Annotated in this window: 16 protein-coding genes; 8 read left to right on the forward strand and 8 right to left on the reverse strand. The window is 63.4% G+C overall.

Annotated elements, in window-relative coordinates; translation table 11 throughout:
* Positions 1-33 precede the first annotated feature (33 nt).
* From P12x_RS05240 to P12x_RS05250, 3 genes are all read left to right on the forward strand, one after another.
* Positions 34-705 carry a 5-oxoprolinase subunit B family protein gene (locus tag P12x_RS05240; RefSeq protein ID WP_435009810.1) on the forward strand — a complete coding sequence of 224 codons (672 nt, stop codon included), beginning with the start codon at positions 34-36 and terminating at the stop codon, positions 703-705.
* A 108-nt stretch (positions 706-813) separates the two neighbouring features.
* Complete coding sequence (typA, locus tag P12x_RS05245; protein WP_435009811.1) at positions 814-2643, forward strand: translational GTPase TypA; 1830 nt, start codon at positions 814-816, stop codon at positions 2641-2643.
* A 21-nt stretch (positions 2644-2664) separates the two neighbouring features.
* Positions 2665-3990, forward strand: a complete 1326-nt coding sequence (locus tag P12x_RS05250; RefSeq protein WP_435009812.1) for a WD40 repeat domain-containing protein — start codon at positions 2665-2667, stop codon at positions 3988-3990.
* Positions 3991-4053: 63 nt separating this feature from the next.
* Here the strand turns inward: P12x_RS05250 and P12x_RS05255 are convergent, their stop codons facing one another.
* The 6 genes from P12x_RS05255 to P12x_RS05280 form a co-directional block, all read right to left on the reverse strand.
* Complete coding sequence (locus P12x_RS05255; protein WP_435009813.1) at positions 4054-4905, reverse strand: sugar phosphate isomerase/epimerase family protein; 852 nt, start codon at positions 4903-4905, stop codon at positions 4054-4056.
* Between the two features lie 28 nt (positions 4906-4933).
* A complete protein-coding gene (locus P12x_RS05260; RefSeq protein ID WP_435009814.1) occupies positions 4934-6079 on the reverse strand; it encodes a Gfo/Idh/MocA family protein in 1146 nt (381 codons plus the stop codon).
* A 124-nt stretch (positions 6080-6203) separates the two neighbouring features.
* Positions 6204-7256 (reverse strand): sugar phosphate isomerase/epimerase family protein, encoded by a 1053-nt coding sequence (locus P12x_RS05265; RefSeq protein WP_435009815.1) that lies wholly within the window; start codon positions 7254-7256, stop codon positions 6204-6206.
* Between the two features lie 288 nt (positions 7257-7544).
* Positions 7545-8231 (reverse strand): Uma2 family endonuclease, encoded by a 687-nt coding sequence (locus P12x_RS05270; RefSeq protein ID WP_435009816.1) that lies wholly within the window; start codon positions 8229-8231, stop codon positions 7545-7547.
* A 14-nt stretch (positions 8232-8245) separates the two neighbouring features.
* Positions 8246-9481 carry a hypothetical protein gene (locus P12x_RS05275; RefSeq protein ID WP_435009817.1) on the reverse strand — a complete coding sequence of 412 codons (1236 nt, stop codon included), beginning with the start codon at positions 9479-9481 and terminating at the stop codon, positions 8246-8248.
* 174 nt (positions 9482-9655) lie between these two features.
* Positions 9656-10432, reverse strand: coding sequence for an MBL fold metallo-hydrolase (locus P12x_RS05280; protein WP_435009818.1), 777 nt, complete (start codon positions 10430-10432; stop codon positions 9656-9658).
* Between the two features lie 178 nt (positions 10433-10610).
* Between P12x_RS05280 and sthA the strand changes: the two genes are divergently transcribed.
* The 3 genes from sthA (at position 10611) to P12x_RS05295 (ending at position 15225) form a co-directional block, all read left to right on the forward strand.
* Positions 10611-12029: a Si-specific NAD(P)(+) transhydrogenase gene (sthA, locus tag P12x_RS05285; protein WP_435009819.1), complete on the forward strand. Its 1419-nt coding sequence runs from the start codon at positions 10611-10613 to the stop codon at positions 12027-12029.
* 212 nt (positions 12030-12241) lie between these two features.
* Positions 12242-13693 carry a multiheme c-type cytochrome gene (locus P12x_RS05290; RefSeq protein WP_435009820.1) on the forward strand — a complete coding sequence of 484 codons (1452 nt, stop codon included), beginning with the start codon at positions 12242-12244 and terminating at the stop codon, positions 13691-13693.
* Positions 13694-13704: 11 nt separating this feature from the next.
* The gene (locus P12x_RS05295; protein ID WP_435009822.1) at positions 13705-15225 is read left to right on the forward strand and encodes a multiheme c-type cytochrome; all 1521 of its coding nucleotides are present in this window, start codon (positions 13705-13707) and stop codon (positions 15223-15225) included.
* Positions 15226-15318: 93 nt separating this feature from the next.
* Here P12x_RS05295 and P12x_RS05300 read toward each other — a convergent pair whose 3' ends face one another.
* Positions 15319-19272, reverse strand: coding sequence for a hypothetical protein (locus P12x_RS05300; protein WP_435009824.1), 3954 nt, complete (start codon positions 19270-19272; stop codon positions 15319-15321).
* 163 nt (positions 19273-19435) lie between these two features.
* A complete protein-coding gene (locus tag P12x_RS05305) occupies positions 19436-21433 on the reverse strand; it encodes a hypothetical protein (protein ID WP_435009826.1) in 1998 nt (665 codons plus the stop codon).
* 615 nt (positions 21434-22048) lie between these two features.
* Here P12x_RS05305 and P12x_RS05310 point away from each other — a divergent pair.
* Positions 22049-24130, forward strand: coding sequence for a hypothetical protein (locus P12x_RS05310; RefSeq protein WP_435009828.1), 2082 nt, complete (start codon positions 22049-22051; stop codon positions 24128-24130).
* A gap of 136 nt (positions 24131-24266) precedes the next feature.
* Positions 24267-24719: a hypothetical protein gene (locus P12x_RS05315; RefSeq protein ID WP_435009830.1), complete on the forward strand. Its 453-nt coding sequence runs from the start codon at positions 24267-24269 to the stop codon at positions 24717-24719.
* The last annotated feature ends 48 nt before the right edge of the window (positions 24720-24767 follow it).

A 24767-nucleotide genomic window follows, 5' to 3' on the forward strand; every position in this document is an offset into this window, starting at 1 on the left:
CGCGATCGATAGGCGGAACGGGACGCAGCTCCGATGATCGACCTACGACCGCTCGGCGACCATGGGTTCCTCTCGCACTTCGCCGATGAATCCCAGGCGCGAAGGTGGGCCGAAGCGGTTCGCTTGCGGGCAATCCCGGGCGTGGTCGACGTCGCGGTGGCCTACGCCTCGGCCGCGATCTTCCTCGACCCCGACGCGATCGATCCCGACCGGTTGGGTCGTGTCCTGGAAAAAATCGAACCGATCGCTCCGGTCGACTTCGAAGGCCGGACGATCCGCCTGCCGGTTCTCTATGATGGCGAGGACCTGTCCGAGGTCGCCCGGCTGGTCGGGTTGGGGGAATCCGAGGTGATTCGGCATCATACGTCGGGCGATTTCACCGTCTTCGCCCTGGGTTTCCTCCCCGGCTTCGCTTATTCGGGTTATTTGACCGAACCCCTGGCCGGGTTAGCACGTAGGAAGGATCCGAGGGTCCGGGTTCCCGCCGGTTCGGTGGCGATCGCGGGTCGACAGACCGGGGTCTATCCGGCCGAATCGCCGGGAGGCTGGCACTTGCTGGGCAGAACTCCCCTGAAGATCGTAGACTTGAGTCTGGGTCTGTTCCCGATCCGACCGGGGGACCGTCTCAGGTTCGAATCGATCGATTCGGAGACTTACCGCGACCGGCTGGGTGAACCTCTGGCCGCAATCGCCCTTGCTGAATGAATGCAGTCGGCCTATACTTGATTTCCCGATTGCATCGAGCCCACCAGAAAACGACTCGTCCAATCACTCCTCACTTGGCCCGCCCTTCCACCTGGCGGACTTGATCCCATGATCCGACGCGAAGACATCCGAAACGTGGCGATCATCGCCCACGTCGACCACGGCAAGACCACCCTGGTCGACGTGATGCTCCGCCAGTCCGGCCAATTTCGCGCCGGCACGCTCAGCCAGGATTGCATCCTGGACTCCAATCCTCAGGAGCGCGAGCGTGGGATCACCATCCTGGCCAAGAACATAGCGATCAACCACGGCCAGACCAAAATCAACATCATCGACACGCCCGGCCACGCCGACTTCGGCGGCGAGGTCGAGCGGACTTTGCAGATGGCCGACGGAGCCCTCGTGCTCGTCGATGCCTTCGAAGGACCGATGCCGCAGACCAAATTCGTCCTGCGAAAGGCCTTCGCGAACAAGATCCGGCCGATCGTGGTGATCAACAAGGTCGACCGGCCCGACGCCCGTCCCAATGAGGTCCTCAACGAGATCTTCGATTGCTTCGTGGATCTGGGGGCCGACGAGGAGCAGCTCGACTTCCCCTACATCTTCGCCTCGGGGAAGGGGGGATTCGCCTCGCACGACATGCATGCCAAGTCCGGCGACATCAAGCCGTTGCTCGACCTCCTGGTCGAGAAGGTTCCCGGTCCCGAGGTCGACCCGGACGGCCCCTTGCAGATGCTCTGCACGACGCTCGACTTCTCCGAATACGTCGGCCGGATCGCAATCGGCCGGATCGTCGGCGGTCGGGTCAAGCGTGGCCAGAAGATCATGCTGATGAAGGCCGAAGGGGTGAACAAGCCCTGCACGGCCGACGGAGTTCTCGTCTTCGATAAGCTCGGTCGGATCGACGTCGAGGAGGCCGCCGCGGGCGACATCGTCGCCATCGTCGGGGCTGCGGGCGTTGATATCGGTGACACGATCACGGCTTACGACTCGCCGGTCGCCCTGCCCCGGATCGAGGTCGACGAGCCGACCTTGAGCATGCTGTTCACCGTGAATGACTCTCCCCTCGTCGGAGAAGGGCAGTTCCTCACGACCCGGCACCTCAAGGAGCGGCTCGACCGCGAGCTGCAATCCAACGTCGCCCTTCGGGTCGAGCCGACCGACGAGCGAGACTCGTTCATCGTCTCGGGCCGAGGCCTGTTGCACCTCTCGGTCCTGATCGAGAGCATGAGGCGCGAGGGGTACGAGCTGGCCGTCGGCAAGCCCGAGGTCATTCTCAAGCGGATTAACGGCGTCGAGCACGAGCCGTATGAATACCTGGTCGTCGACGTCCCGCAGGCCCAGATGGGCCCGGTGATGGAACTGGTCGGTGCTCGGCGGGGCGAGATGCTCCGGATGGACGTGAAGGGGGCCTACTCCCACCTGGAGTTCGTGATCCCGGCGCGTGGTCTCCTGGGCCTGAGGAGCCGCCTGATGAGCGGGACCCAGGGCGAGGCGATCATGCACCACAACTTCCACGAGTATCAGCCGTTCCGAGGCGAGATCCCTCGTCGGGCCAACGGCGTGATGATCAGCATGGTTAACGGCCAGGCCGTCGCCTTCGCGATGGATTCGCTCCAGCAGCGCGGGACGATGTTCATCGCCCCCGGAGATGACATCTACACGGGTATGATCATCGCCGAGAACGCCCGGGCCGACGACATGGTCGTCAACCCGTGCAAGGAGAAGAAGCTGACCAACATGCGGGCCTCGGGCTCGGACAAGAACGTCCTGCTCAAGCCCCCCCGCCTGATGTCGCTCGAATACGCCCTCGAATACATCGAGTCCGACGAACTCGTCGAGATCACCCCCTCCAAGATCCGCCTTCGCAAGAAGGTGCTCTCCGAAGAAGGCCGCAAGCGGGCCGGACGCGGGGGCGGGAAGACGGTTGGAGTCTGATCGCCGAGTTTGGAGGCTCCCATGCAGCTCATCCCGAGAAATCCGAAGGCGATCTGGATCGCCTCGGCCTTCCTCGGGGCCGTGGGAGCCATCCTGATCTGGCTGATGAGTCCGGCGAGTGCTCGCGACGGATGGCAGCCACCAGCCGACGAATTCGTCTCCGGCTTCCTCAAGGATGGCCGGACGCTCGTGACGGTCCCTCGATCGGCTTCAGGTAACCGGATCGTGGGCACGCCTGAGACGGGTCCGATCCGTCTCCGCGACATCGACACCGGGGAAGTCACCGGCTCGCTCTTCGGCCCGGACGACGTCTTTGACCGGGTGCTCGTCGATAGCGATCACGACCTCCTCCAGATCCAGAGGAAGGGTGACGGAGCGAACAACTTCGCGCTTGATCTGGTCGAGGCCCGGGGGGGCAAGCAAGTTGCCTCCTTCACTTGCCACGTACCTCAAAACAATATCTGGTGGATTGTCTCACCCGGAGGAAATGGGACGGCTTTTGTCACCTTCCAGGGCGACCAACCGAAGGTCGAGTGGTGCGATATCGCGACCGGCCGTCGCCTTCACTCGTTTCCCGATTGTCGAGAGCCGATTGGCATTTCACCGGATGGAAAGCGGCTTGCCGCGAGCGTCGATGGCGGGATGGTTGTCTTCGACCTGAACACAGGTTTGGAGGTTGCCCGACTCTCGGCCCCGCAACGGTGGCCCAAGTCCTTTTCACCCGATGGGCAATTGCTTCTGGACGATCAGTGCGACGTGTGGGATCTCGCCAAGAGGGGCCGGCGGTTTGGAGTGAGCGGGATTTACTATAATAGCTCCCTCTTCAGCCGCGATGGTCGCGACTTGATGGTCGTCGGTAAGTCGAAGTCGGATTGCTGGCTGGCCTTCCATGACCTTACGGATGGACACGAGATCCTCGAACGGAGAGTACGATTGGTGTCGGGTAATAATCCGAGCCTCCATCTGGGAGAGGCCACGCCCGACGGTCGATTCCTCCTGGCGACTGGGACCCCGCAGTCACCGAAGCCGAGCCTCCTGCACATCTGGCTAGCAAAGATCCCGGGGCTGAGTCGGCTGGCGAGGCCCGAGCCGGTCGATGCCTATCTGGTCATCGAGGCATCCACGGGTCGCATCCTCGCCCGAGGGGCCAGTGATGCCTGGAGCTGCACGCCCGACGGTCGATTCATCGTGACCCGGAGTCGGCAAGAGGTTTATCAAGTCTGGGACTTGCCCCATCGCCGATCCTGGCGATCGATTGCTCCTTCGATCGCCTCCTGGCTCCTACTCTTGGGTCTCTGCACGTGGCTCGTAACCCTGCAGTCTCATCGTCTTGCAGGCAAGTCGTAACCCGATCATGCTCTCAATCTGCTGGGTCGACGGCGTGTCCGATGCGATCGACCCAGCAGAATTTCAACGACTATTCGTATTCTTCCGGATGAAGTCGAGCCCTTCCTGGCAGAGTCCGAGGGCGTCGGGGAAGAGCGGCCTCCAGACCTTGGTTGCGGCGGCGATCGCGGGCAGGGCGTTTCCGAAGGCTTCGATGGTCAGGTAGCCATCGAAGTTGCTGTGAGCCTTGACGCCCGACCAGTAGCCCTCCCAATCCACCTGTCCGGTCCCGGGGGTGCCTCGGTCGTTCTCAGAGACGTGGAAGTGGATCGTTTCGGCCGTGCATGAGGCGATGGCCTTGGACTGATCCTTCTCCTCGATGTGCGAGTGGAAGCTGTCGTACATCATCTTGAGGTACGGGTGATCCACCGCTCGGACGAACTTGACCGTGTCGGCGGCTGTGGTCAGGAAGTAGTTCTCGAACCGATTCAAGTACTCGACGGCGATCTTGATCCCGTATCCCTGGGCCTTCTCGGCGGCCTGACGGAGGGTATCGACGCCGTGGTGGAACTCGGTCTCGGTCGGCCCGGTCCCGGAGAACACGCCGATGGCCGAGTGGGTCGGGCCGCAGAGGACCTCGCAACCGAAGCTCGAGGCGCACTCGAAGACCTTTTCCAGATAGGCCACGGCGGCCTTGCGGACGGCGGGCTCGGGTGAGATCGGGTTGGTTTCCGGCCCCATCACCGTGACGGCGGTCGCGCCCAATCCCAGTTCCTTCAGACGTTTCCCGAGCCGCTCGTACGACTTGCGATCGTCGACGTCGAAGATCGGGACCTCGACCGAATCGAAACCCATCGCCTTGAGTCGGTCGAGGACGGGGTCGAGCTCGGGCTCGACCTTGGTCGTCCACAGCAGTAAGTTCATTCCGGTCTTCATCGCCAGTGCTCCGGGGAAGGGGTCTCGATCAGACCGGGACGACCGTCTGCCACTGGTTGGTTTCGGCCGAGTCGAGCACGGCATCGCAGACCGCCTGCGTGGCCAGGGCCTCGCGGAAGGTCGGACTGGTGGACTGGCCCCCGGCGAGATTCTTGAGGAAGTCGGCCACCTGGTGGACGAAGGTGTGCTCGTAGCCGATCTGGAGGCCGGGGACCCACCAGTTCTTCATGTAGGGGTGGTCACCGTCCGAGACGTGGATCGAGCGCCAGCCTCGGGTGATCGAGTCGTCCCCGTAGTCGAAGAACTGGAGCCGGTGGAGGTCGTGGAGGTCCCACTTCAGCGAGGCTTTCTCGCCGTTGATCTCGAAGGTGTAGAGGGCCTTGTGGCCTCGGGCGTATCGAGTGGATTCGAACAGACCCAGCGAGCCGTTGTCGAACCGGCAGAGGAAGGCGCAGGCGTCGTCGATCTCGACCGGCTGGACCTGGCCGGTGAGGTTGTGCTTGCGTTCCTTGATGAAGGTCTCGGTCATCGCCGTGACCGAGTTGATCGAACCGTTGAGCCAGAGAGCGGTGTCGATGCAGTGGGCGAGGAGGTCGCCGGTCACTCCCGATCCGGCGGCGGCGGCGTCGAGCCGCCAGAGGGCAGTGCCGCCCTGGGGGAGGTCGGCCGAGATCGTCCAGTCCTGGAGGAAGTTGGCCCGGTAGTGGAAGATCCGCCCGAGTCGCCCCTCGTCGATGAACTGCTTGGCGAGCGTCACGGCCGGGGCACGTCGGTAGTTGTACCAGACGGTGTTGGGGACGCCGGCCTTCTCGATGGCGTCGACCATCTTCTGGCCTTCGACCAGGTCCATCGAGAGCGGCTTCTCGCAGAGGATCATCTTGCCCGCCTCGGCGGCGGCGATGGCGATCTCGGCGTGGGTGTTGTTCGGCGTGCAGATATCAATCGCGTCGATATCTTTGCGGGTGACAAGCTTCTTCCAGTCGGTCTCGACCGACTCGTAGCCCCACTTCTCGGCGAACTCCTTGGCTGAGGCCTCGCTCCGGCCGCAGACGGCCTTGAGGACGGGGCGGTACTCGACATCGAAGAAGTCGTTGACGCGTTTGTAGCCGTTGGAATGGGTCCGGCCCATGAAGCCGTAGCCGACCAGTCCGATATTCAGCGGTTTCTTGGGCATGAGGGGCTCTCGACTTGGGGCGGAGGGTCTCGGCCCGTTGGGCAGGGCTCGCCCTGCGGCGACCCGTGACTCGGCAGGAGAAGCTCCGCCCTACGAAAGAGTTTCAGGGTTGAACGGAATTCACTCAGGACCAGCCGTGAGCATCGCGGACCGCGACCATCTTCGCCAGGATGTCGTTCCAGGTCTGGGGCTTCATCATGACCTCGTTGGGGAACATGCAGCCGTCCCAGCAGATGTGCTTGAAGGCCTTGGTCAGGTGGCCGTTCTCGTCGCGGAGCCAGAACCCGGCGTGGTGCGGGATGTCGAGCTTGCCGTTGGGGTCGTTGGCCTGACAGTGCCGGCCGGTGTGGTCGTGCGATCCCGAGCCGAAGACCGTCGCGTCGTTCTGGGCGACGTGGAAGTCGATCGTCCAGGGGCGGAGGGCCGTGGTCAAGGTCCGAAGGGCGGAATCTAACGTCGACTTGTCCTTCCAATCGAAATGATCGGGGAGGATCCGGTCCTCGGGTGCATTTTCGCCCAGGGTATAGAGCAGGGTGTGGGCCATGTCGGCCTGGAAGCCGACCGTCTCGGGCTCGCCGACCCGCTCCAGGAGGTCGACCATCTTCCGCCAGGAGTGCATGCCGCCCCAGCAGATCTCCCCCTCGGCGGCCAGTCGCTCGCCGTGGTCCCGTGCGATCTTGCCGGCTTGCTTGAAAGTCTCGGCGATCTTCGCCTGGTTCTCGGCCGGGTCGGCCGCCCAGTCGGCGACTCCCGTTGCCGAATCGATCCGGACGACACCGTAAGGGCGGACGCCCAGCTCGCGGAGCTTCTTGGCGATTCGGCAGCCCTTCCGGACCTGCTCCAGGAATTTCGTCCGACCCTCTCCCTCGTCCATCGCCGGGCCGCCGCCGGTGGGGGGCCAGACCGGGGCGACGACCGAGCCGATCGACAGGCCCTTCGCCTTAACCTTGTCGGCCAAGGCCTTGAGGTCATCGTCGGACGCGTCAATATCGACATGCGGGGCGAACAGGAACAGGTCGACGCCGTCGAACTTGATGCCGTCCACTTCCGCCGAGGCGGTCAGGTCGAGCATCGTGTCGAGGTCGATCGCAGGCTCCGACCCCTCACCCTTGCCCACGACGCCGGGCCACGCCGCGTTGTGCAGCTTCGGGAAGGTATTGGGATGGCTGGCGCTCATGGTGTGCCTTTCCGGGTCGATGGGTACTCACCGACAGAAGTTAGTTCGGATGCAGCGGCGATCAAGAACCTTCGTCAAGTTCCTCGAACCGACGGATATCGAAAACACCTCGGGAGCCCGAAGCTTCGTGAAGAATGCCATGACCTCGGCCTTGATATTGCCGCGCTGCAAGGTGTGCACCGAGACGGAGGGTTTATCCATGGCCGGGCCGAAGCTCGGGTTTGAAGAAGGGTATCAGCTCCTCAAGAGAAGAAGCTAAGGAGGAATGGAGTCCGTCGTCCATCGCTCTCAGCCCTCGGCGATTCGAGTCAAAATTGCGACTCGAACCCAGTCGTTGAGCTGCGCGAACCACCGAGTCATCGATGGGGTCTCCTCGGCGATCCGCAACTGACCGAGGACATCCTCGGGCCCGAGCGGAGGAAGGCTCCGACTCCGGGCGGCCGGGTGATAGACGCCGTCTTCTCCGAGGAGCAAGAAGGCGAGCGTCTTCCGCCGGACATTGAATCTCCAGACCTCGGGCACGCCGATCCGGGCGTAGGTCGCGATCGCATCGTCGGCGAGATGGGTCAGTTCCACCTCGATGGCCAGGTCGGGCGGGGGCTGAGTCGAGAGGTCGATGTCGATGGGACCGCGCATGATCTCGGCGTGAGGTCCGAAATAATAAGTGCGATCCCCTTCGACGCCGACCTTCTGCCCTTCGGAGCGGAAGGTCGCCGAGCCCGCGACCTCATACTCGATACCGCACTGGAGCGCCACGACCATCACGATCTTGTCGAAGCGATCTTCAAACCAGTCGTGGCGACGTGACAGGGTCGAGAAGGTCAGGCTCCCATCGATGTAGATCATCCGCAAGCCGCTCCGATCGGGGAGGGCGTCATTAATCGTGACGTACTGCTCCCAGTCGACTCCGTGGAGGACGAGATGCTGCTCGCCTCCTTCGGCGCCGGCTTCGACCTCGGGCACTGCGATGGACATCGTCGGAGCCTCCGTCATCGCGTCTTCAGGTAGTCCCCGACGGCCGGGAGGGACGAGTGGACGTCCGGGCCGAAGTAGCGGAGGCTGACGAACGGCTCTGTGCCGGTATTCTTGAAGGTCACGCCTTCCTTGGCCCGCTTGTCGGCCACGAAGACCTCGTCCCTGGTCACCTCGCCGTATCGGATGTAGACCGGGGTGTCGATTTCGAGTTTGCCGATCGTCCCCCGGCCCTGGGTGGAGACCAGGCCGTAAGCTCCAGCGTCCTTGATGGTGGCCGAGCCCCTGGGATAGACGGTCAGTTCGCGGGCGCTGAAGACCTGCTTGCCGTCGACCGTCCCGTAGACGATCCACTTGTCGACGAAGCCTTCGGCCTCCGAGCCGGCGTGGACGATCGGCTCCAGGTAATTGTGGGCCTTGAACTCGGGGTCGACGTTCTTCTCCCAGTCGAGCTGCTCGACGAGATAATCCAGGTCGCGGTGCTTGTCCTCGGGGACATCCTTGACCAGCAATTCCCAGGGGACCCGGCGGCCTTCGACCATCGACTGGTACATCCCGAAGACGTCCGAACCCCATTGCGGCTCGTAGGTCACGAGCGAACCGGGAGCGTGCAGGACGCAGGGGGGGATCAGCCAACCTGTCCCGGGCTTGAGTCGATAGGCCTTGGAGAGGTCGAGGATCCCATTGTCCCCTTCATTCCAGCGCTCCAGGCACTTCCGGAGGTCTTCCTTGGTGGTGCCCGGCTCCAGGCCCATGAAGGTGTGGGGGAAGTTGTTCCCGGTCCAGTTGAGCTGGGGCGGGAAGTAGTAACTCTCGGGCTTCCCCTCGCGGCCGAGCTTGGCGGCCTGCTCGGCCGATTGGTGCATGTGGTGCGGGATCGGGCCGAGGTTGTCGAAGAATTTGGAGTAGACCGGCCACTTCTTGTACTTGTCCCAGATCGCCTGGCCGATCAACTCGGGGCCATTGGTGTCGATGGCATCCTTCAGGGTAAATTTGTTGCCCTCATGGACGACATAGCTGAGGCCCTCGTCGGACGGGGCACCCTCGTTGGCGGCATTGGTAGTCGAGGCGAACCACCGCTCGTCGATCCCGCCCCGGTGGGTCCCCAGTGCATAGAGATCCTGGGGAGCCAGCTTGAGCCGCCCGCCGGGCATGAGGAACGATCGCGGGACCCAGGTGGGGGCCAGCCGCAGGATACCTTCACCGGCGTCGAGCGCCGCGCGGACGCGGGCTCCCAGATGCTGATCGCTCATCCGTCCGAATCTCCCCCCGGTTTCGGGCTTGGCCCGCGACGCGTCCCGAACCATCTCGCCAAATCGACCCCTTCGACGCGTCGGAAGACACCGTTGTAAGGGGGGAATCGGCACGAAGCAAGGGGGAAACGCCGGGAACCGGACGATCGATGGAAGGTCGGAGCGGTTGGGCGATCAGAATGTGTAAGTCTCGTTGAAGCGGGCGATCGCCAGGTTCGGCAGGCCTAGTGCCTCCAGTTCGGCGAGGATCTGGACCCGGAAGCGGGGCTTGATGTGGACGACGATCAACTGGACCTCATCGCGGCCGAGCTTCCGGGCCTCTTCCCCGAACATGGCCGGGGTGAGGTGCTTCGAGAGATTGGCCAGCTCGGTCATCGAGTTCGGGAAAGAGGCCTCTAGGAAGACCGCCTTCAGGCCCGGGGTCTCGCGGGCCACCTTCCAGAGTTCTTCGGTCGGGCCGGTGTCGGAGGCGACGATCACGGCGGTCGGACCTTCCTCGATCAGGAATCCGAGGGTCGGCACGAGGTGATCGACGGCGATCGGCGTGATCCGGACCCCGGGGAGATCGAATGGCCGCCCGGCCTCGATCTGATTGAGCTTGAGGAACGGGCCGATCTTGGCGGCGGACATCCCGATGAAGTCGGGCCAGATTCGGCCGTTGAAGATGTCGCGCTGGAGGCAGTCGAGCACCACGTCGCTGCCGTGGATCGTCACGCAATCGGGATTCGTATCGAAGGCGTTCTCGACGAAGATCGGCAGGGAGGCGACGTGATCGGCATGGGTGTGAGAGATCAGGACGTGCTTCACTCGCGACTGCTGCTCGGGACTCCCGTAGAAGCCCAGCCCGCCGGCGTCGATCGCGAAGCAATCATTGATCAGATATGAGATCAAATACTGATTTTGCTCCACGCCGTCCGATGACATCGATGATGGGATCAGCGTGATTTTCACGTGTCGGCTCCCCAAGATTCGGTTCGATTAAGGTTAGCACCTTTTTCGCAACCGTCAACGACGTACTCGCTTGGTTCGATCCCCCTCGATCCCCAGCGCCTTGACTTGCGGCAAGGCGCGTCTTAGGTTCGAGTTTGGAGCGATCCGGACCGGGCTGATTTCGAGGATCTTGTTCGTCATGGAACAGAAGACTTACGACCTGGTGGTGATCGGCTCGGGGCCGGCGGGCGAAAAGGGTGCGTCACAGGCCGCCTACTTCGGTAAGAGCGTCGCCCTGATCGAGAAGGAACCCTGCCTCGGCGGCGCTTCCGCCAACACGGGTACCCTCCCCTCCAAGACTCTCCGCGAGACCGCGCTCTTCCTGTCGGGTTTCCGGAATCGGTCGCTTTACGGCATCCAGTTTTCGCTGAAGCAGAAGGTCAGCGTTCGCGACTTCATGGCCCGTGAGCGATACATCTGCGACACCGAGCGGGCGAGGATCCAGGCCAACCTGAAGCGGCATCAGGTCCGCGTCTATTCCGGGGCGGCTTCCTTCGTCGATCCTCACATCATCGCCATCAAGCCGAACGGGAGCCCCGAGATCCGGATCAGGGGCGAAAAATTCCTGATCGCCACGGGCTCATCTCCCCATCGGCCGCCGATCTTCCCGTTCCACGATCCCCGGATCCTGGACTCGGACACCATCCTGAACCTCCGCGACATGCCCGAGACCCTGTTGGTCTGCGGGGGTGGTGTGATCGGTTGCGAATACGCCTGCATGTTCGCCGCGTTGGGGGTGAAGGTCACCCTGATCGAGCAACGGGAGCGGATTGTCGGCTTCCTCGACCATGAAATCTCCTCGGCCCTCCGCGACGGAATGGAGTCGCTGGGGGTCCGGATGATGTTGAACGATACCGTCGTCGCCATCCGCAACGAGATGGACCTCGAACTCCACCTGAAATCGGGGGCCGTCCTCACCAGCGATTACGTCCTGGTCTCGTCCGGTCGGAGCAGCAATACGTCCGGGCTCGGCCTTGAGGAAATCGGGATCACACTGGGCAAGCGCGGCCTTCTGCCCGTGAATGAGAATTATCGGACCGTGATCGATCACATCTATGGGGCCGGCGACGTGATCGGGGCGCCCGCTTTGGCCTCGACCTCGATGGAGCAGGCTCGTGTGGCGATGGTCGACGCCTTCGACCTGAAGTACAAGAAATCGGTCTCTCATTTCCTACCGTACGGGATTTATACGATCCCCGAGTGCTCGATGGCCGGAGCCACCGAGGAGGAACTGACCGCCAAGCAGGTCCCCTATATCGTGGGCCGGGCGACCTACCAGGCCAACGCTCGAGGGCAGATCATCGGGGACAACGATGGGTTCCTCAAGCTCCTCTTCGACGCAGGGACGATGAAGCTCCTCGGCGTTCACGTCATCGGCGAGCAGGCGACCGAACTGGTCCACATCGGCCTGACCGCCCTGTTGATGGGCGCCGATGCCGATCTCTTCATCAATACCTGTTACAACTATCCGACGTTGTCCGAAATTTACAAGTATGCAACCTATGACGCGCTCGGTCGCCGGGCACTCCTCGGTGCCGCGGTCTCGCCGACGGCCTGAGCCCCGAACCGAGGTCCATCACCTCCCCCATCAGGCCGGAAAGGCATTCATTTGTCATGCCGATCTGGCATGCTAGACTCGACCAGAGTTGTGTGGACCGTCCCGGTGGGGGAACGCGCACCGTCGAGAGGGCGGTGGGGTTTCCTCCTCGGGTTCCGGGGGATCGACATCCTCCGGAGATCGGGCGTGTCCCCTTTTTGGGGTCTGCCGACATGGGTGAGATCATTCCAAAGATTCGGCGGGTCTTGATCCCGATGGTCTGCCTGGCGTCGATGACCCAGGCCGGCTCGCTCGCGGCCGGCGAACCTGCGCCGGTCTGGGCCGGGACCGGATCCTGCTCCGCGACCGCCTGCCATAAAGGCCGGACCGACCCGGTCGAGCTGAAGGGGTCGGAATATGAATTTTCGGGGGCCTACGATCCCCATGCTCGTGCCTACCAGGTCCTCTTCGAAGAGCGATCCTTCTTGATCCTGAAGAATCTGAACAGTCGGGAGGATGTCGAGACGATCGAGGATCTCCGAAACGGCAGGAATATCGCAAACCTTCGTCCGATCACGAACGACCTTTGCCTCCGCTGTCACGTCTATCAGGGCTACGAGACCAATGCCCCGACGACCAGGATGGCCGGCTTTGCCCTGGAGGATGGGGTCGGGTGCGAGGGCTGTCATGGTCCGGCCGGAAACTGGCTTGTCCCCCACACCGAAAGTTGGTGGAAGGGACTCTCCGACGAGCAGAAGCAGGCCGAGTTCGGCTTCTATCCGACGAAGGATCTCCTGAGCCGCGGCAAGGTCTGCACCGATTGCCACGTCGGGGATGGATCGACCGAGGTCAATCATGACCTGGTGGCCGCCGGACATCCCCGGTTGAACTTCGAGTATGGGAGCCAGCTTGCCAAGCTGCCGAAGCATTGGCGGATCGAGGACGATCGGGCCAGGCATCCCGACTATGAGTCCAAGGTCTGGGTCCTCGGCCAGATCATCGCGGCGCAAGCTTCCCTCGACTTGCTGGAATCCCGGGCGATCCGATCTCTCTCCAGCGACGAGACCCCCTGGCCCGAATTTGCCGAGTATTCCTGCTTCTCCTGCCACCACGAGCTGGCCCCGAAAAGCTGGCGACAATCCGGACCCTCGCTCGCGGGCAAGCCGGGATCGCTCGAATGGGGGACCTGGTATCTGCCGATGGCCGGGACGCTCGGGTTTGAGGGCTTCGATCCGGATAAACCCGGGTCGCTCCTCGGCGACCTCCGTAAGGAGATGGCCCGCCCCATGCCCGATGCCGCGCTGGTGGTCCAGAGGGCTCACGCCGCCTCGGAGGAACTCGGGCGATTGGCCGACTCGATCAATCGCGACCGGATCGCACCCTCGGAGACGCGTGCCTTCCTGGCTCGCGCCCTGAAGGTCGGCGAGGACGGACGTCCTCCCGACTGGGATCGAGCCGCCCAGCAATATCTGGCGATCGTCGCCCTCGACAAGGCCCTGGTCGAATCCGACCCCCGCTACGCGGAGCCTCGAGTTCGCTCCACGCTCCAGGAGTTGAGGACCGGCCTCGATCTCCCGAGGCTCGGGGCTCGAGGCCGTGAGATCTTCGACAGTCCCTATCAATATGATCCCGGGAAGGTTACCGAGGCCCTCCGGACGATCGAGTCCGCCCTCCCCAAGCCTTGAAGGATGACGCCATGGCGACGCTGTCTTGGTGGAAGCGGTCATTGATGGTGCTGGGAATGACCCTGGCTGGGCTGGTCGCGTTCACCGCCCATCCCAGGCCCGGCCAATCGGCCGAGCCGCCGCAGGCGCAGGACGCCCAGCCATTCCTCTACTACGGTTCGAAGAGCTGCGAATCCTGCCACGCGGTGTCGGCGGAGAGGCCCAACGCCTTCCCCCGCCTCGTGGGTTATATCAAGTTCGATGAGTACAAGACCTGGAGTCAGGAAGACAAGCATTCGATCGCGTTCGCCCGCCTTAATAGCCCTCGCGGTCAGAACATGGCCAGGCAACTCAAGATCGACGTGACCCTGCCCGAATCGGGATGCGTCGGCTGTCATTCCGCCGGTAAAGAGGAAGTGAAGAATCGCCAGGGGGATCAGTTCGATCCGAATGAAGGGGTGAGTTGCGAGAATTGTCACGGGCCAATCTCGGCATGGTATGGCGAGCATCTCCAGGTGGCTTTCCGCAAGAAATCCTCGGAGGAACGGGCCAAGCTCGGGATGGTCGACGTCCGAATCCCCTCGATCCAGTCGAGCCAGTGCCTCTCCTGCCACATCGGCGATGCCGAGGAGGGCCGCCTGGTCACTCACGAGATGTATGCCGCCGGCCATCCGCCGCTGCCGAGCATCGAGGTCTCGACCTTCAGCAATAGCATCCCGCGTCACTGGTTCCTCACGGGGGAGAAGCCCGAGGCGATTCGCAAGTCCGAGGGTTTCCGGGAAGGGGAACGAGAGCAGACCAAGCTCGCCTTAGTCGGGGCGGCCGTCGCCTTGAAGACTTCGATGAAGCTCCTCGGCGACGAGACCAAGGCCAAGGGAGAAACCTCGGTCCCGGGCCTGGATTGGCCCGACTTCGCGAGATTCGATTGCTGGTCGTGCCACCACGACCTGAAGCGCGAGAGCTGGCGGCAGGTCCGGGGCTATCCCGCCTCGCCGGGTCGGCCTCCGATCAGTGAATGGCCCCTCGCCATCGTCGAGCTGGGGATCGACCGGCTTGAACTCGACGATCCTTCGGCCGGAGTTCTCCGGACCGAGCTGGCCGGCCACCAGAAGGAAGTCCTCGGCGAGTCGACGTCCCGACCCTTCGGCAAGAAGGTGCCCCTCGCCCAGGCGGCCGAGAACTTCGCGCGATGGTCCGACGTCCTGATCGAAAAGCTATCCAAGGCGAGCTACGACGAGACCATCGCCCTCAAGCTCCTACGGAAGCTCGTGGCGAGGGCTCAGGGTCAAGTCGCCAGCTACGACGAGGCTCGTCACATTGCCTGGACGATCAAGATCCTGGCGGCAGACGCGGGCTCGAAGCTGGGAAGCCTCGATCCGTTCAAGGTCGTCTTCGACAAGTTCGACGAAGGACTCAAGCTCGAACTTCCCGCCGGTCGGAAGTACGAGATCGAAGATCAACTGGGTCAGGCGTTCCAGGCCATCGGCGATTACGAGCCTTCGGATTTCCAGTCTCATCTCAAGGAACTGGCCGCGCTCCTCCCGCAAGAATGACGGATGCTTGATGGACGATGGGCGATGGCCGGGGGGAGAAATCCCCACCCGGCCATCGCCCATTATCGGTTGCGGATTGTTACTCGACTCGGCTCAGCGGAGCGGTTCGCCCTTGATGTAGGGCCGGGCGTTGCCATAGACCGGATCTTGCGGATCGTCGCTGACCCACCAGGGGGCGGGGCTCCCGGGTCGCAGGTAGAGTTTACGCTGCTGTTCGAGGTCGAACGGTCGGGCCCCGATCCGTCCGAAGACCGAGAGCTGGTGTCCGCTCTCGTCCACCGCGCGATCGCGGTCCATCCCCTTGGAGATCGCCAGTGCCTCGCCATCCTTCGGGATCTTGAAGGTGGCAATCAGCTGGGGCGTCGGCCGGGGGCTGAATCCGTCGTTGCCGGGGGTCTCGGGGGAGGTGAGCTGGACAATCCTCATCCCGTTTTTGCCGTCGGCCAGGTAGGCGAATTCGCTGACGTAGGTGATCCCGAGCTTCACGTCGTGGAGGTCGTTGATGCACCCCCCGGCGTTGAAGACCTGATCGATCCGGGGGGCGTCGGGCTTCTCGATGTCGAGGATCACCAGCCCGTTCCGTCCTGCCGCCACGTAGGCGTAAGTCCGGGCCAGGTAGATGTTGTGGGCGTCTTCGAGGGGGAGGACCCCCATCGGCCGAGGGGTGGCGGGGTTGGTCACGTCGAGGACCTTGATCCCGTCTTCGTCGCAGACATACCCGTAGCGGAACTGGCCCTGGAAGGCTCGGGGGTTCCTCAGGAAGTCCCCGCCGATGACCGAGGTCACCTGGGGCTTGGTGGGGTCGTCCAGCGAGACGACCACCAGACCGGCGTCGCAAGTGATGTAGGCGAAGGTCCCGAAGATCGTGATGTTGTTCGCCCCGTTCAGCACCCCATTCGGGTTGAACGTGACCTCACGCTTGAGGAAGTTGTTCAGGGGATTGCCATCGATGATGGTCCCGGCCCCGACCGTGATGAGCCCCTCGTACTTGTCGGCGATGTAAAGGTAGGCGTACATCGCGTGGACGGGCGTCTCCTCGTTCTCGGGCCGATGGGTCCGCGTCGGGTCGGGGGCGAGGGTCGAGGGGGAGGCCACGGCGGTGGCATAGGCGGTCTTGACGAAGAACCTCTGGCCGAGCGGCGAGAGCGACGCCGTGTTCATCCGCTCGGAGAAGCCCTTGTTGTCGATGTTCGCGATGTCGAAGACCTTCAGGCCTCGCTCGCCGCAGGCGGCATAGGCATACTCGCCTCGGGTCTGGACGCTGAGGATCCTGGGCTTCTCGCGACCGAGGCTGAGGAGCTGGTCGCCGATGTCGATCCCGGGGTGCTCGTGCTCGTCCTTGAGGATCCTCCCCTCCTCCTCGACGAACTTCTTGAAGTTCTGGGGGAAGGCGGTCTCGTGATGCGAGCTGCCGAAGACGGTCTGGGGCTCGTCACGCTCGGTCACGACCACGGCGTGTAGCCCCTCCTCGCCCGCGGCCACCCAACAGTATCGGCCGATGTGGTTGAGGTAGTTGGTCCCCTGCATCAGGAGCTGGGCCATGATGGCGTTGTTGTCGTTGTCCTTCGAGATATGGCAGTCGGTGCACTGCTTGGTCTCGTTCCGGCCGGGCAGATAGGTGTTGGGGTTGATCGAGCGGCCGGTCTTGGGATCGCGGGCCGGTCCGCCCCGGACGGTGTGGGGGACGTTGGTGCTGAAGGCGATCCCGGAGTGTCCCTCGGCGGAGACGGTCTGCTGCTGGACGTAGATCGACTCGCGATTCGCGTTGTAGGAGGTCACGTGGATGGCGCACGAGGACCGGGCCGGGTTGATCCGGTTCCGTGTCACGTCGCCGTCCCTGGCCAGCATGAACACGTCATCGCGGAGGGTCTGGAAGTTGTACGAGACGTAGTTCCGGGAGATGTCGCCGGCGTTATGCAGCTCGGGCATCTTCATGTTGGCCTTCTGCGGGAGGTGGCACCCGTAACAGCTCGGGTTCCACGACGAGTGGCAGGCGATGCAGCTCATGTTGCTGTCGGCGTGGGCGCAGGCCTCCTCGACGATCTTCCCGTCGGGCCCTCGGGGCATGTCTCCCCAGGCCATCTGTCCCGTTTCGTCGAAGCGGACGGTCTTGGCCAGTCGCGACTTCTCGTTGTAGTGCCGGCTGGTCGGATCCAGGGTATCGACAGTCTGAACGACCTCCCAGGCGAGGTTGGGGTCGACCATCGAGTTCTGGATCAGGACATTCCCCTTCTTCTCGAATCGCTTCTTGCCGGAAGGGGTCCGGAGGGCATTCAGGTTCAGGCCGCCCTCGGGCGAGGCATTGCCGGAGGTCCGGAGCGTGGGGCGTTTCCCCGAGGTCCCGTGGCAGTCGATGCACTCGATCTCGATGGCGTTGCGGACCTCGCCGTAGAGCTTTCCGTTCCCGTGGGCGCTGATGCTGAAGTGGCAGTCCACGCAGTGCATCCCCTTTTCCAGGTGGATGTCCATCAGGTGGAGGGGTGTCCCGTGGCGGTCGTCCTTGCCCTCGATCCGCTCTTTCTCGGTGGGCGGGACCATCGCGGCCAGGAGTTCCTGCGTTCCTGGCTCGGGGATGATGTCGCCGGCGGCGTCGAGGAGCTGGCCGTGCCGATCTTTCTTGTAGACCCCCCGGTAGACCCAGCCGTGGCCGTGGAAGTCGGCGAACTGGGTGTGCTTCAAGGTCGGGTTCATGTCATAGGTCTGGGCCAGGAATTGCGGATTCGACCAGTTCCCCCGGGCCGAAGCCTCGTCGGGATTGTTGTAGGCGGCCTGGACGAACTGCTCGGCGGTGAGCTTCTTCTGCTCCTTGGGGTACATCAACTCGCCGTCGGTCTCCTCGTCCCACCACATGAAGCCGAGATAGCTGTTCATGACGGTGGTGCCGGGGTGAGTGTGGCAAGTGATGCACTGGCTGGACGGAGGCGCGGTGATGAACCGGTGCTCGATCGGGTGCCCGGGCTCGTCCTTGGGGATCGTCGGGTCGATGCTGAAGCTGTTCCCGCCATTGCCGAACCTGGCGAACTCTCCCGAGTTCACCGGGGATCGGTCGTTGGCGTACATGACGTGGCAGGCCGTGCACCCGCTGGACCGGTAATCGCCGGCGTGGTCGTTGGTCCCCAGGAAATTCAGGGTCGGGTCGAGCAGTCGGGTCTTCGCCACCCCGATGTAGACCGGGTCGGTCCGATTGCCGGTTCCCAGGCCTCGGTCGCTTAGCTTGCCCTCAGGCTTGCCCGGCGAGGCGAAGATGTTGGGGATCCCGACCTCGGTCCTCCCTTTCCCGCCGCGTTCGAAGACCCGGAGGATGTTGGCGGGCTGGCTGTTCTCGAACTTCGGCAACGGCATCAGGAACGGGAGCTCGCCGCGAAGCCGCATGTCCTCCTCGGAAGGCATCGGATTGGCGACGATCATCTGGGGGACGCCGTTCATGCTATAGCTCTCGCCATAGCGGGCTCGCTTGAGTGGGAAGGCCCCGTTGTTATAAAGGGCCGCCTCCCAGAGCATGGCCCCGTGGGTCATCATGCTCTTGCGGTTGGTGTCGACCTCGTTGGGGTGACATCCGGTGGTCCCGCAGCTGATGTGGGCGACTCGGAGATCGCCTGGGTTCACGAACCGGGTGAACTCGGGCGACTCGTGATTGAGCAGGGTATAAGAGCGGACCGGGTTGCCGGAGGACCGCCAGGCATCGGGGAAGTTCGGCTGGACGTGGGCGAATTCCTTGACGCCGGTCGTCGCGTTGCCCCCGTGGCAGTCGGTGCAGCCGATCTTGACCGTCGCCTTGTAGTGGGGGTCGTGCGACCCCTGGTGGCACTGGATGCATCCGACGCTCTTCCGCTCGACGTCGCCGTCGGTCTGCGCCGAGAGGTCGACTCCGAGCATGGCCTCGGGGATCGGGAAGGCCGCCGAGGAGGGCCGAGCCTCCGGTTTGCGGTGGAATTGACCGTGGGCGTCGTTAGCCGTCGAGATCAATGCGGCCAGCCCCGCGAGGAGGCAGGTGCCGATCCGCGCACAACGGGGGACGAGTGCGGTGAGTGGGACCTGTCGATTCATGGGACCGCCGACCTCCGTGTCCACGGGTGATTGCACCAGGCCCCGGGCCGACTCCGGCTACCGATTGCTGGGGGGCGCGGGAGTTAATCAGGATGGGAAGAATGGGTCAAGGCCGATCGCGATGAAATCGATGGATTCTGGTTCGACCGATGATCCTCGGGATTCAGAATGCCAGGACCAGGGAGGCGAAAGCCGAGACGGGGGTGTCGACCCGTCGGCCGAAGTTGCTGTAGATGTCCCGAAAGCCCAACCCGGGGAGCAGGGTATTCACGCCGGCGACCACGACCGCCGCATCGTTCAGGAACGGCCGGTACTCGAACCCGCTGCTGATGTCGAGGCCGATCCCGTGGTGGATCCGCCCGGCGTAGAGGAACTGCTTCAGGACGTTGACCTGCTGGAACTGGAGGAAGTTCATGTTGTTGACCATCTTCAGCTTGGGCGTGATGTCCATTTCTTGCCCGACGTTGAAGAGGACCTGGCCCGGGTTGACGAAGTTGCTCTGGCCCTGGATCTTCGACGAGCGGAGGTCGGGCAGGAAGCTTCCCAGGTTGACCAGGTTCACGCCGAAGATCGGGATCGCCTGACGCTGGAGGTAGGAGAAGATGCCGCCGGCGAAGACCTGTGAGTCGAGGATCGAGTCGAACCCGGAGGCGTGTCCGTTATTGATGTCGCTGTCGCCCGACGCGAACAGGGCCGCAGTCTTGAATCGCATCCAGTCTCGGTCGTAGGACAGCTCGATCGCGGCGAACTGGGCGCTGATCAACTGCGATCGGTTGGCCAGCGGATTCAGGCTGTCGCGGCCGACGACCCAGTAGAACGCGTTGGTGACGTTGAATCGGTTCCAGTGGCCGTCGCCGGTGAAACCGAAGTAGACGGCGTCAACCTGGTGACGCTGGTAGATGCCGGCGGGATCGGGACGGTTCAGGAAGCGATTCTTGTTGATCTTGAACGTCGGGTTGTCGTTGTTGTAGTGGATGCTGGCCTGGGCGGTGTAGCCGGGGAAGAGGAAATCCTGCCGGTAGTAGTTGGCGATGAACACATTCTGGCCGCGGTCGTGGAAGGAGTTCAGCCCGCTATTGGTGTCCTTCTCGAACTGCCGGAAGTAGACCAGATTGTACTGGTCGCGGTTGGCGTTCCGGGTCCCGAAGATGCGAGCCCCCCGATTCACATCCGCGAAGATGAACCCCCGGAAGTCGCTGACGAAGAGTTGGCTTCCGACGCGGGCCGAGGTGAAGTCGTAATAGGGGCTGGTATCGGCCAGCTTCACCTCGCCGAAGAATTCCTGGAGCGAGAAGAAGGTCCGATTCCGGTAAGTCCCCTGCTTGACGTTGGGGCTCACCTGGGCCAGTTCGCTCACGGCGAGCGAGTTCACGTTGAAGACCGGGGTGATCTTGATCCGCCAGTCGACCGGCTTGAACGCCGCGTCGCCGTGGAAGAGGTCCAGCGAGATGTTGAAGAATTGGGTGTAGAAGAACTGGTTGGGGCGGCCGAAGAAGGGAAACTGGTTGGCCCTCGCGGTCGACTCGAACGGCGTGGTCTGGGTCGGGATCCGCCGGTATTCCATGAACGACAGGGTGCTGCCCGTCAGTTCCATGAACGTATGCTGGCCGAGGATCGGGTAGTCCCCCTTGAGGACATTCTGGCGGAATGGGTTGATCGCTCGTCCCGGCACATAGGGATAATCGTCCAGGAGCGGGTGTCCCCTTCCATAGCGGTCCCACTCGGGGTAGCCGATTCGCCATCGGTCCTCGATCGGGACGAAGTCGGCCGAGACCTGCGGTTCGGTCTTCAGGATGCCGGACTTCCCGGCGAAGCCCATCGGCGGCTCCATCTTGACCTGACGGAACGTAGCCCCGAGGTCACCCATCGGCGAGACGACGGGCCCGGGATAGCTGGGTTCGTTCAGGGGCCTCAGGCCGGTCGGCGCCGGCTCCTCGATCGGCGGGAACTGGACCCGAGCGATCCGAGAATCATCCATCGTTGGCGACGGGGCCGGCATCGGGGAATCGGAGAGATTGACCGGAACGGCGGGCGCAATTTCCATCGGCAGGGGAGGCAAGCCGGGCATCGACGGCTCGGCCGCGATGGAGGCGGTCCCGGCGACGGCCAGGCCCGCGACCCAGACTCCGACCGATCGTAAGGCCCAGGCGGCTCGCGACATTGCATCCACTCCCGAAGGATCGGTATTCCTGGAATCGTCCGGCACGCCCCGGCCTAGCTAGGCAGGTCGATCTCCCAGAATGGGGAATCCGAGGGGGGCAAACCTCACGCTACCGCGGAGGTCCGGATCTCTACCGTCATCCACGCCGCATCGACCCACGTTCCTGCGGCAACATCGTAATCGTCGCGACCGATGAGAGACCTTGAGGTATTTGTCGCATTCGCCGGTTTTGACGGCATGGCTAGTGTTGGCGGTTGTATTGATAAGTCGGGCTCGGTGGTTTTTTTGGGTTGGGAAAGGATTGCTTAATGCGACCGATCGATTGTGCCGAAAGTAACGAACGAATAGAGCGAGGCAAGGCCGACGGCGAGTACCCCGAGGTGAGTCGGGGGGACGGGACCGGCGGCCTGCCGATGGCACGTTGTCGATCGAGATCACCGACCTAGGGGGGCGCGTAGCCGTCGCCAGACCCCGATGCCGCCCAGGAAAGGGAGTGCGATGCACCTGCCAGGCTTCCGATCGAACCGATCGCGTCCGGACGCCGAACTAGGGCGTCGCCATCGAGCCGCCGGAAAGGCCCGGGTTGCCGTCGAGTGCCTGGAGGGTCGCCTCCTCATGGCCGCCAAGAAACCCTCGCCGATCGACCCGGTGGGTGGACCGGCGATCGACGCCGCGACGATCAAGGCTCAGCTCACCTCCGCCGAGGTCGACCAGTTGCTGAAACGGGCGACGGCCGCCGATCCGTTCAACAGCGCGATCATCGCGGTCGTCGATCGGGGCGGCCGGGTCCTCGGGGTTCGGGTCGAGAACGGAGTCTCCACCGAGATCACCTCCGATCCCAACAAGCTGGTCTTCGCCGTCGATGGGGCCCTGGCCCTGGCCAGGACCGGCGCCTTTTTCGGCAACAATCAGGCCCCGCTCACGTCGAGGACCGTCCAGAGCCTCAGCCAGTCGACCATCACCCAACGCGAGATCCAATCCAACCCGAGCATCACCGACCCCAACTCCATCGACCGCGGGCCGGGCACCGTCTCCCCCCTGGGAATCAAGGGCCACTTCCCGCCCGGGGTTCCATTCACTCCGCAGGTCGACCTCTTCCAGATCGAGCACACCAATCGCGACAGCATCCTCCACAGCATCGCCAACGGGGTGATCCGGACCTCGGACACCCAGGTCACGCTCCCCAGCCGATTTAATGTGCCCACCCAATTCATCCCGGCCAACATCCAGGCCGCCGGGACGGAATTGACCCCGCCAGAGTCGTATGGCTTCGTCTCGGGGCTCGCGCCCAATGCCCAGGCCCGGGGTCTCGGCACCCTGCCCGGGGGCATCCCGATCCAGCGAGTCAAGGTCGTCAACGGAAAGAAAGTCCCGATCGTCATCGGGGGGATTGGCGTTTTCTATCCCGGGACGACGGGGTTCGCCACCGAGGAGAACTCGGCCCTCAATGACTCGCTCTATAACCCAGACAAGCCCGACCTCTCCGTGGCGGCGGAGCTCGTCGCCGCAGCGGCGGTCAACGGCTCTTCGACGCTGACCCCAGTGGGCAGCAAGTCGCTCCGATTCGGCAAGCTCGACGGGGTCCCCCCGGTCAAGGGGCTGGACCTCCAGCCGTTCGGCCGGATCGACCTGGTCGGTATCACCCTCGATGTCCTCGGGCCGCACGGAAACCAGGGGCCTACCATCGCCCTGAAGGCCGCCAAGACTCTCAAGATCGGCACCGGAAACGCCGAAGCCGGCACGAACATCGCCGTCAGCAACGACATCAGCAACCAGATCTTCAGCTTCACGACCGCCCCTCAGAATACGGCCGTCTATCCCAATTACACGACGATCGTCACCACCCCGGCGACCGGGCAGGTCGACGTGAATCAGACCGTCAACTTGACGACCAATACTCGGGGCGGTCGGATCGTCCCCGATGGGTGGCTGGTCGCCCCGCACGATGGGACCGGCCTGACCGCGGCCGACGTGGTGAAGATCGTCGAGCAGGGAATCTTCCGGGCGAATAACACCCGTGCCGCGATCCGACTGCCGATTAACCGGCACGTCCGGATGGTCTTCTCGGTGAGTGATAAGGACGGCAATCTGCTGGGCGTCTATCGGATGCCAGACTCGACAATCTTCTCCATCGACGTGGCCACGGCCAAGTCGAGAAACGTCGTGTACTATGCGGATCCCAACCAGCTCCAGCCGATCGACAAGCTTTCGACGGTCCCCACCGGGACGGCGCTGACGAGCCGGACCTTCCGCTATCTGGCCGAGCCGAGATTCCCCGAGGGTATCGACGGATTCCCGCCTGGCCCCTTCTCGATCCTGACCGATGGCGGGAGCGACCCGCTCACCGGCCTGAACACGGGGGCACCGCTCCCGGCCTCGGCGTTCCAGAGCGTCGGGGGCTACGACGCCTTCAACCCGGGTACGAACTTCCATCAGCAGGGCAATCCGCTCAACCAGAGTGGGATCGTGTTCTTCCCCGGGGCGACGCCGCTCTACAAGGATATCGACGGTAGCGGCAATAAGGTGCTCGTGGGCGGGTTCGGCGTCTCCGGCGACGGTGTCGACCAGGACGACGTGGTGACCTTCAGCGCCTCGCTGGGATACCGGACCCCGCCGAACGTTCCCAGGGCCGACCAGGTCTTCGTCCGAGGGGTCCGCCTACCCTATCAGAAATTCAACCGCAATCCGCAGGTCTGATCGAACCGGATCGAGACGCGGAATTCCCAAATTTTCCGGAAGGATTGTCCCGGACAGGCCCGGATATCCGAGATAGGACGGCAAGGGCCCGATTCTCGGGCCTATCCCGAGTCATGACCGGAAAGGAGAGCGTCCGATGACTTGCCGATCTCGGATCGCGGCGGGCCTGATGGCACTGGGATTCGCAGCAGTCCTGGCTCCCGGGACGAGCCTGGCTGAAGATCACTTCGCGGATCATGGACTGATCTACAAGTCAAAACACCAGAAATCGAACGTGGCCACCCCGCATACGTTCCACCAGGCGGGGCACCCAGAATGCGTCTCGGCGATTGCCCATCCGTCCTATAACGAGCATTACAGCGGGGGCTATGTGGGAGGGGGGACCTCACACGGCGGTCGTGGTCGGTGCGCCAACGAGGGGACCTGGGGATGGGACTATACCCCGTTCCGTCCCCTGTCGCCCCGGATCTTCCTGAACTGGTCGCATGGTCGTAAGGTCCAGGGTGGAACCCGAGGTTACGCCACCGACGGGCCCAAGCCGATCGAAGAGTTCCGGGAATCGGTCCACGAGCATCACCATCCCGAGTGAAATCACTCCCTGGATCAGGCGAGGACATCCCTGGACCCTCTCGAATTC

Source organism: Tundrisphaera lichenicola (assembly GCF_051175385.1).
Lineage (GTDB): Bacteria > Planctomycetota > Planctomycetia > Isosphaerales > Isosphaeraceae > Tundrisphaera > Tundrisphaera lichenicola.

Bases quoted from the DNA above. Each gene is read 5' to 3' on its own strand.
- typA (WP_435009811.1), top strand. From the start codon at position 814: ATGATCCGACGCGAAGACATCCGAAACGTGGCGATCATCGCCCACGTC.
- P12x_RS05290 (WP_435009820.1), top strand. From the start codon at position 12,242: ATGGGTGAGATCATTCCAAAGATTCGGCGGGTCTTGATCCCGATGGTC.
- P12x_RS05250 (WP_435009812.1), top strand. From the start codon at position 2,665: ATGCAGCTCATCCCGAGAAATCCGAAGGCGATCTGGATCGCCTCGGCC.
- P12x_RS05260 (WP_435009814.1), bottom strand. From the start codon at position 6,079: ATGCCCAAGAAACCGCTGAATATCGGACTGGTCGGCTACGGCTTCATG.
- P12x_RS05255 (WP_435009813.1), bottom strand. From the start codon at position 4,905: ATGAAGACCGGAATGAACTTACTGCTGTGGACGACCAAGGTCGAGCCC.
- P12x_RS05270 (WP_435009816.1), bottom strand. From the start codon at position 8,231: ATGTCCATCGCAGTGCCCGAGGTCGAAGCCGGCGCCGAAGGAGGCGAG.
- P12x_RS05275 (WP_435009817.1), bottom strand. From the start codon at position 9,481: ATGAGCGATCAGCATCTGGGAGCCCGCGTCCGCGCGGCGCTCGACGCC.
- P12x_RS05295 (WP_435009822.1), top strand. From the start codon at position 13,705: ATGGCGACGCTGTCTTGGTGGAAGCGGTCATTGATGGTGCTGGGAATG.
- P12x_RS05305 (WP_435009826.1), bottom strand. From the start codon at position 21,433: ATGTCGCGAGCCGCCTGGGCCTTACGATCGGTCGGAGTCTGGGTCGCG.
- P12x_RS05240 (WP_435009810.1), top strand. From the start codon at position 34: ATGATCGACCTACGACCGCTCGGCGACCATGGGTTCCTCTCGCACTTC.
- P12x_RS05300 (WP_435009824.1), bottom strand. From the start codon at position 19,272: ATGAATCGACAGGTCCCACTCACCGCACTCGTCCCCCGTTGTGCGCGG.
- sthA (WP_435009819.1), top strand. From the start codon at position 10,611: ATGGAACAGAAGACTTACGACCTGGTGGTGATCGGCTCGGGGCCGGCG.
- P12x_RS05265 (WP_435009815.1), bottom strand. From the start codon at position 7,256: ATGAGCGCCAGCCATCCCAATACCTTCCCGAAGCTGCACAACGCGGCG.
- P12x_RS05315 (WP_435009830.1), top strand. From the start codon at position 24,267: ATGACTTGCCGATCTCGGATCGCGGCGGGCCTGATGGCACTGGGATTC.
- P12x_RS05310 (WP_435009828.1), top strand. From the start codon at position 22,049: ATGGCCGCCAAGAAACCCTCGCCGATCGACCCGGTGGGTGGACCGGCG.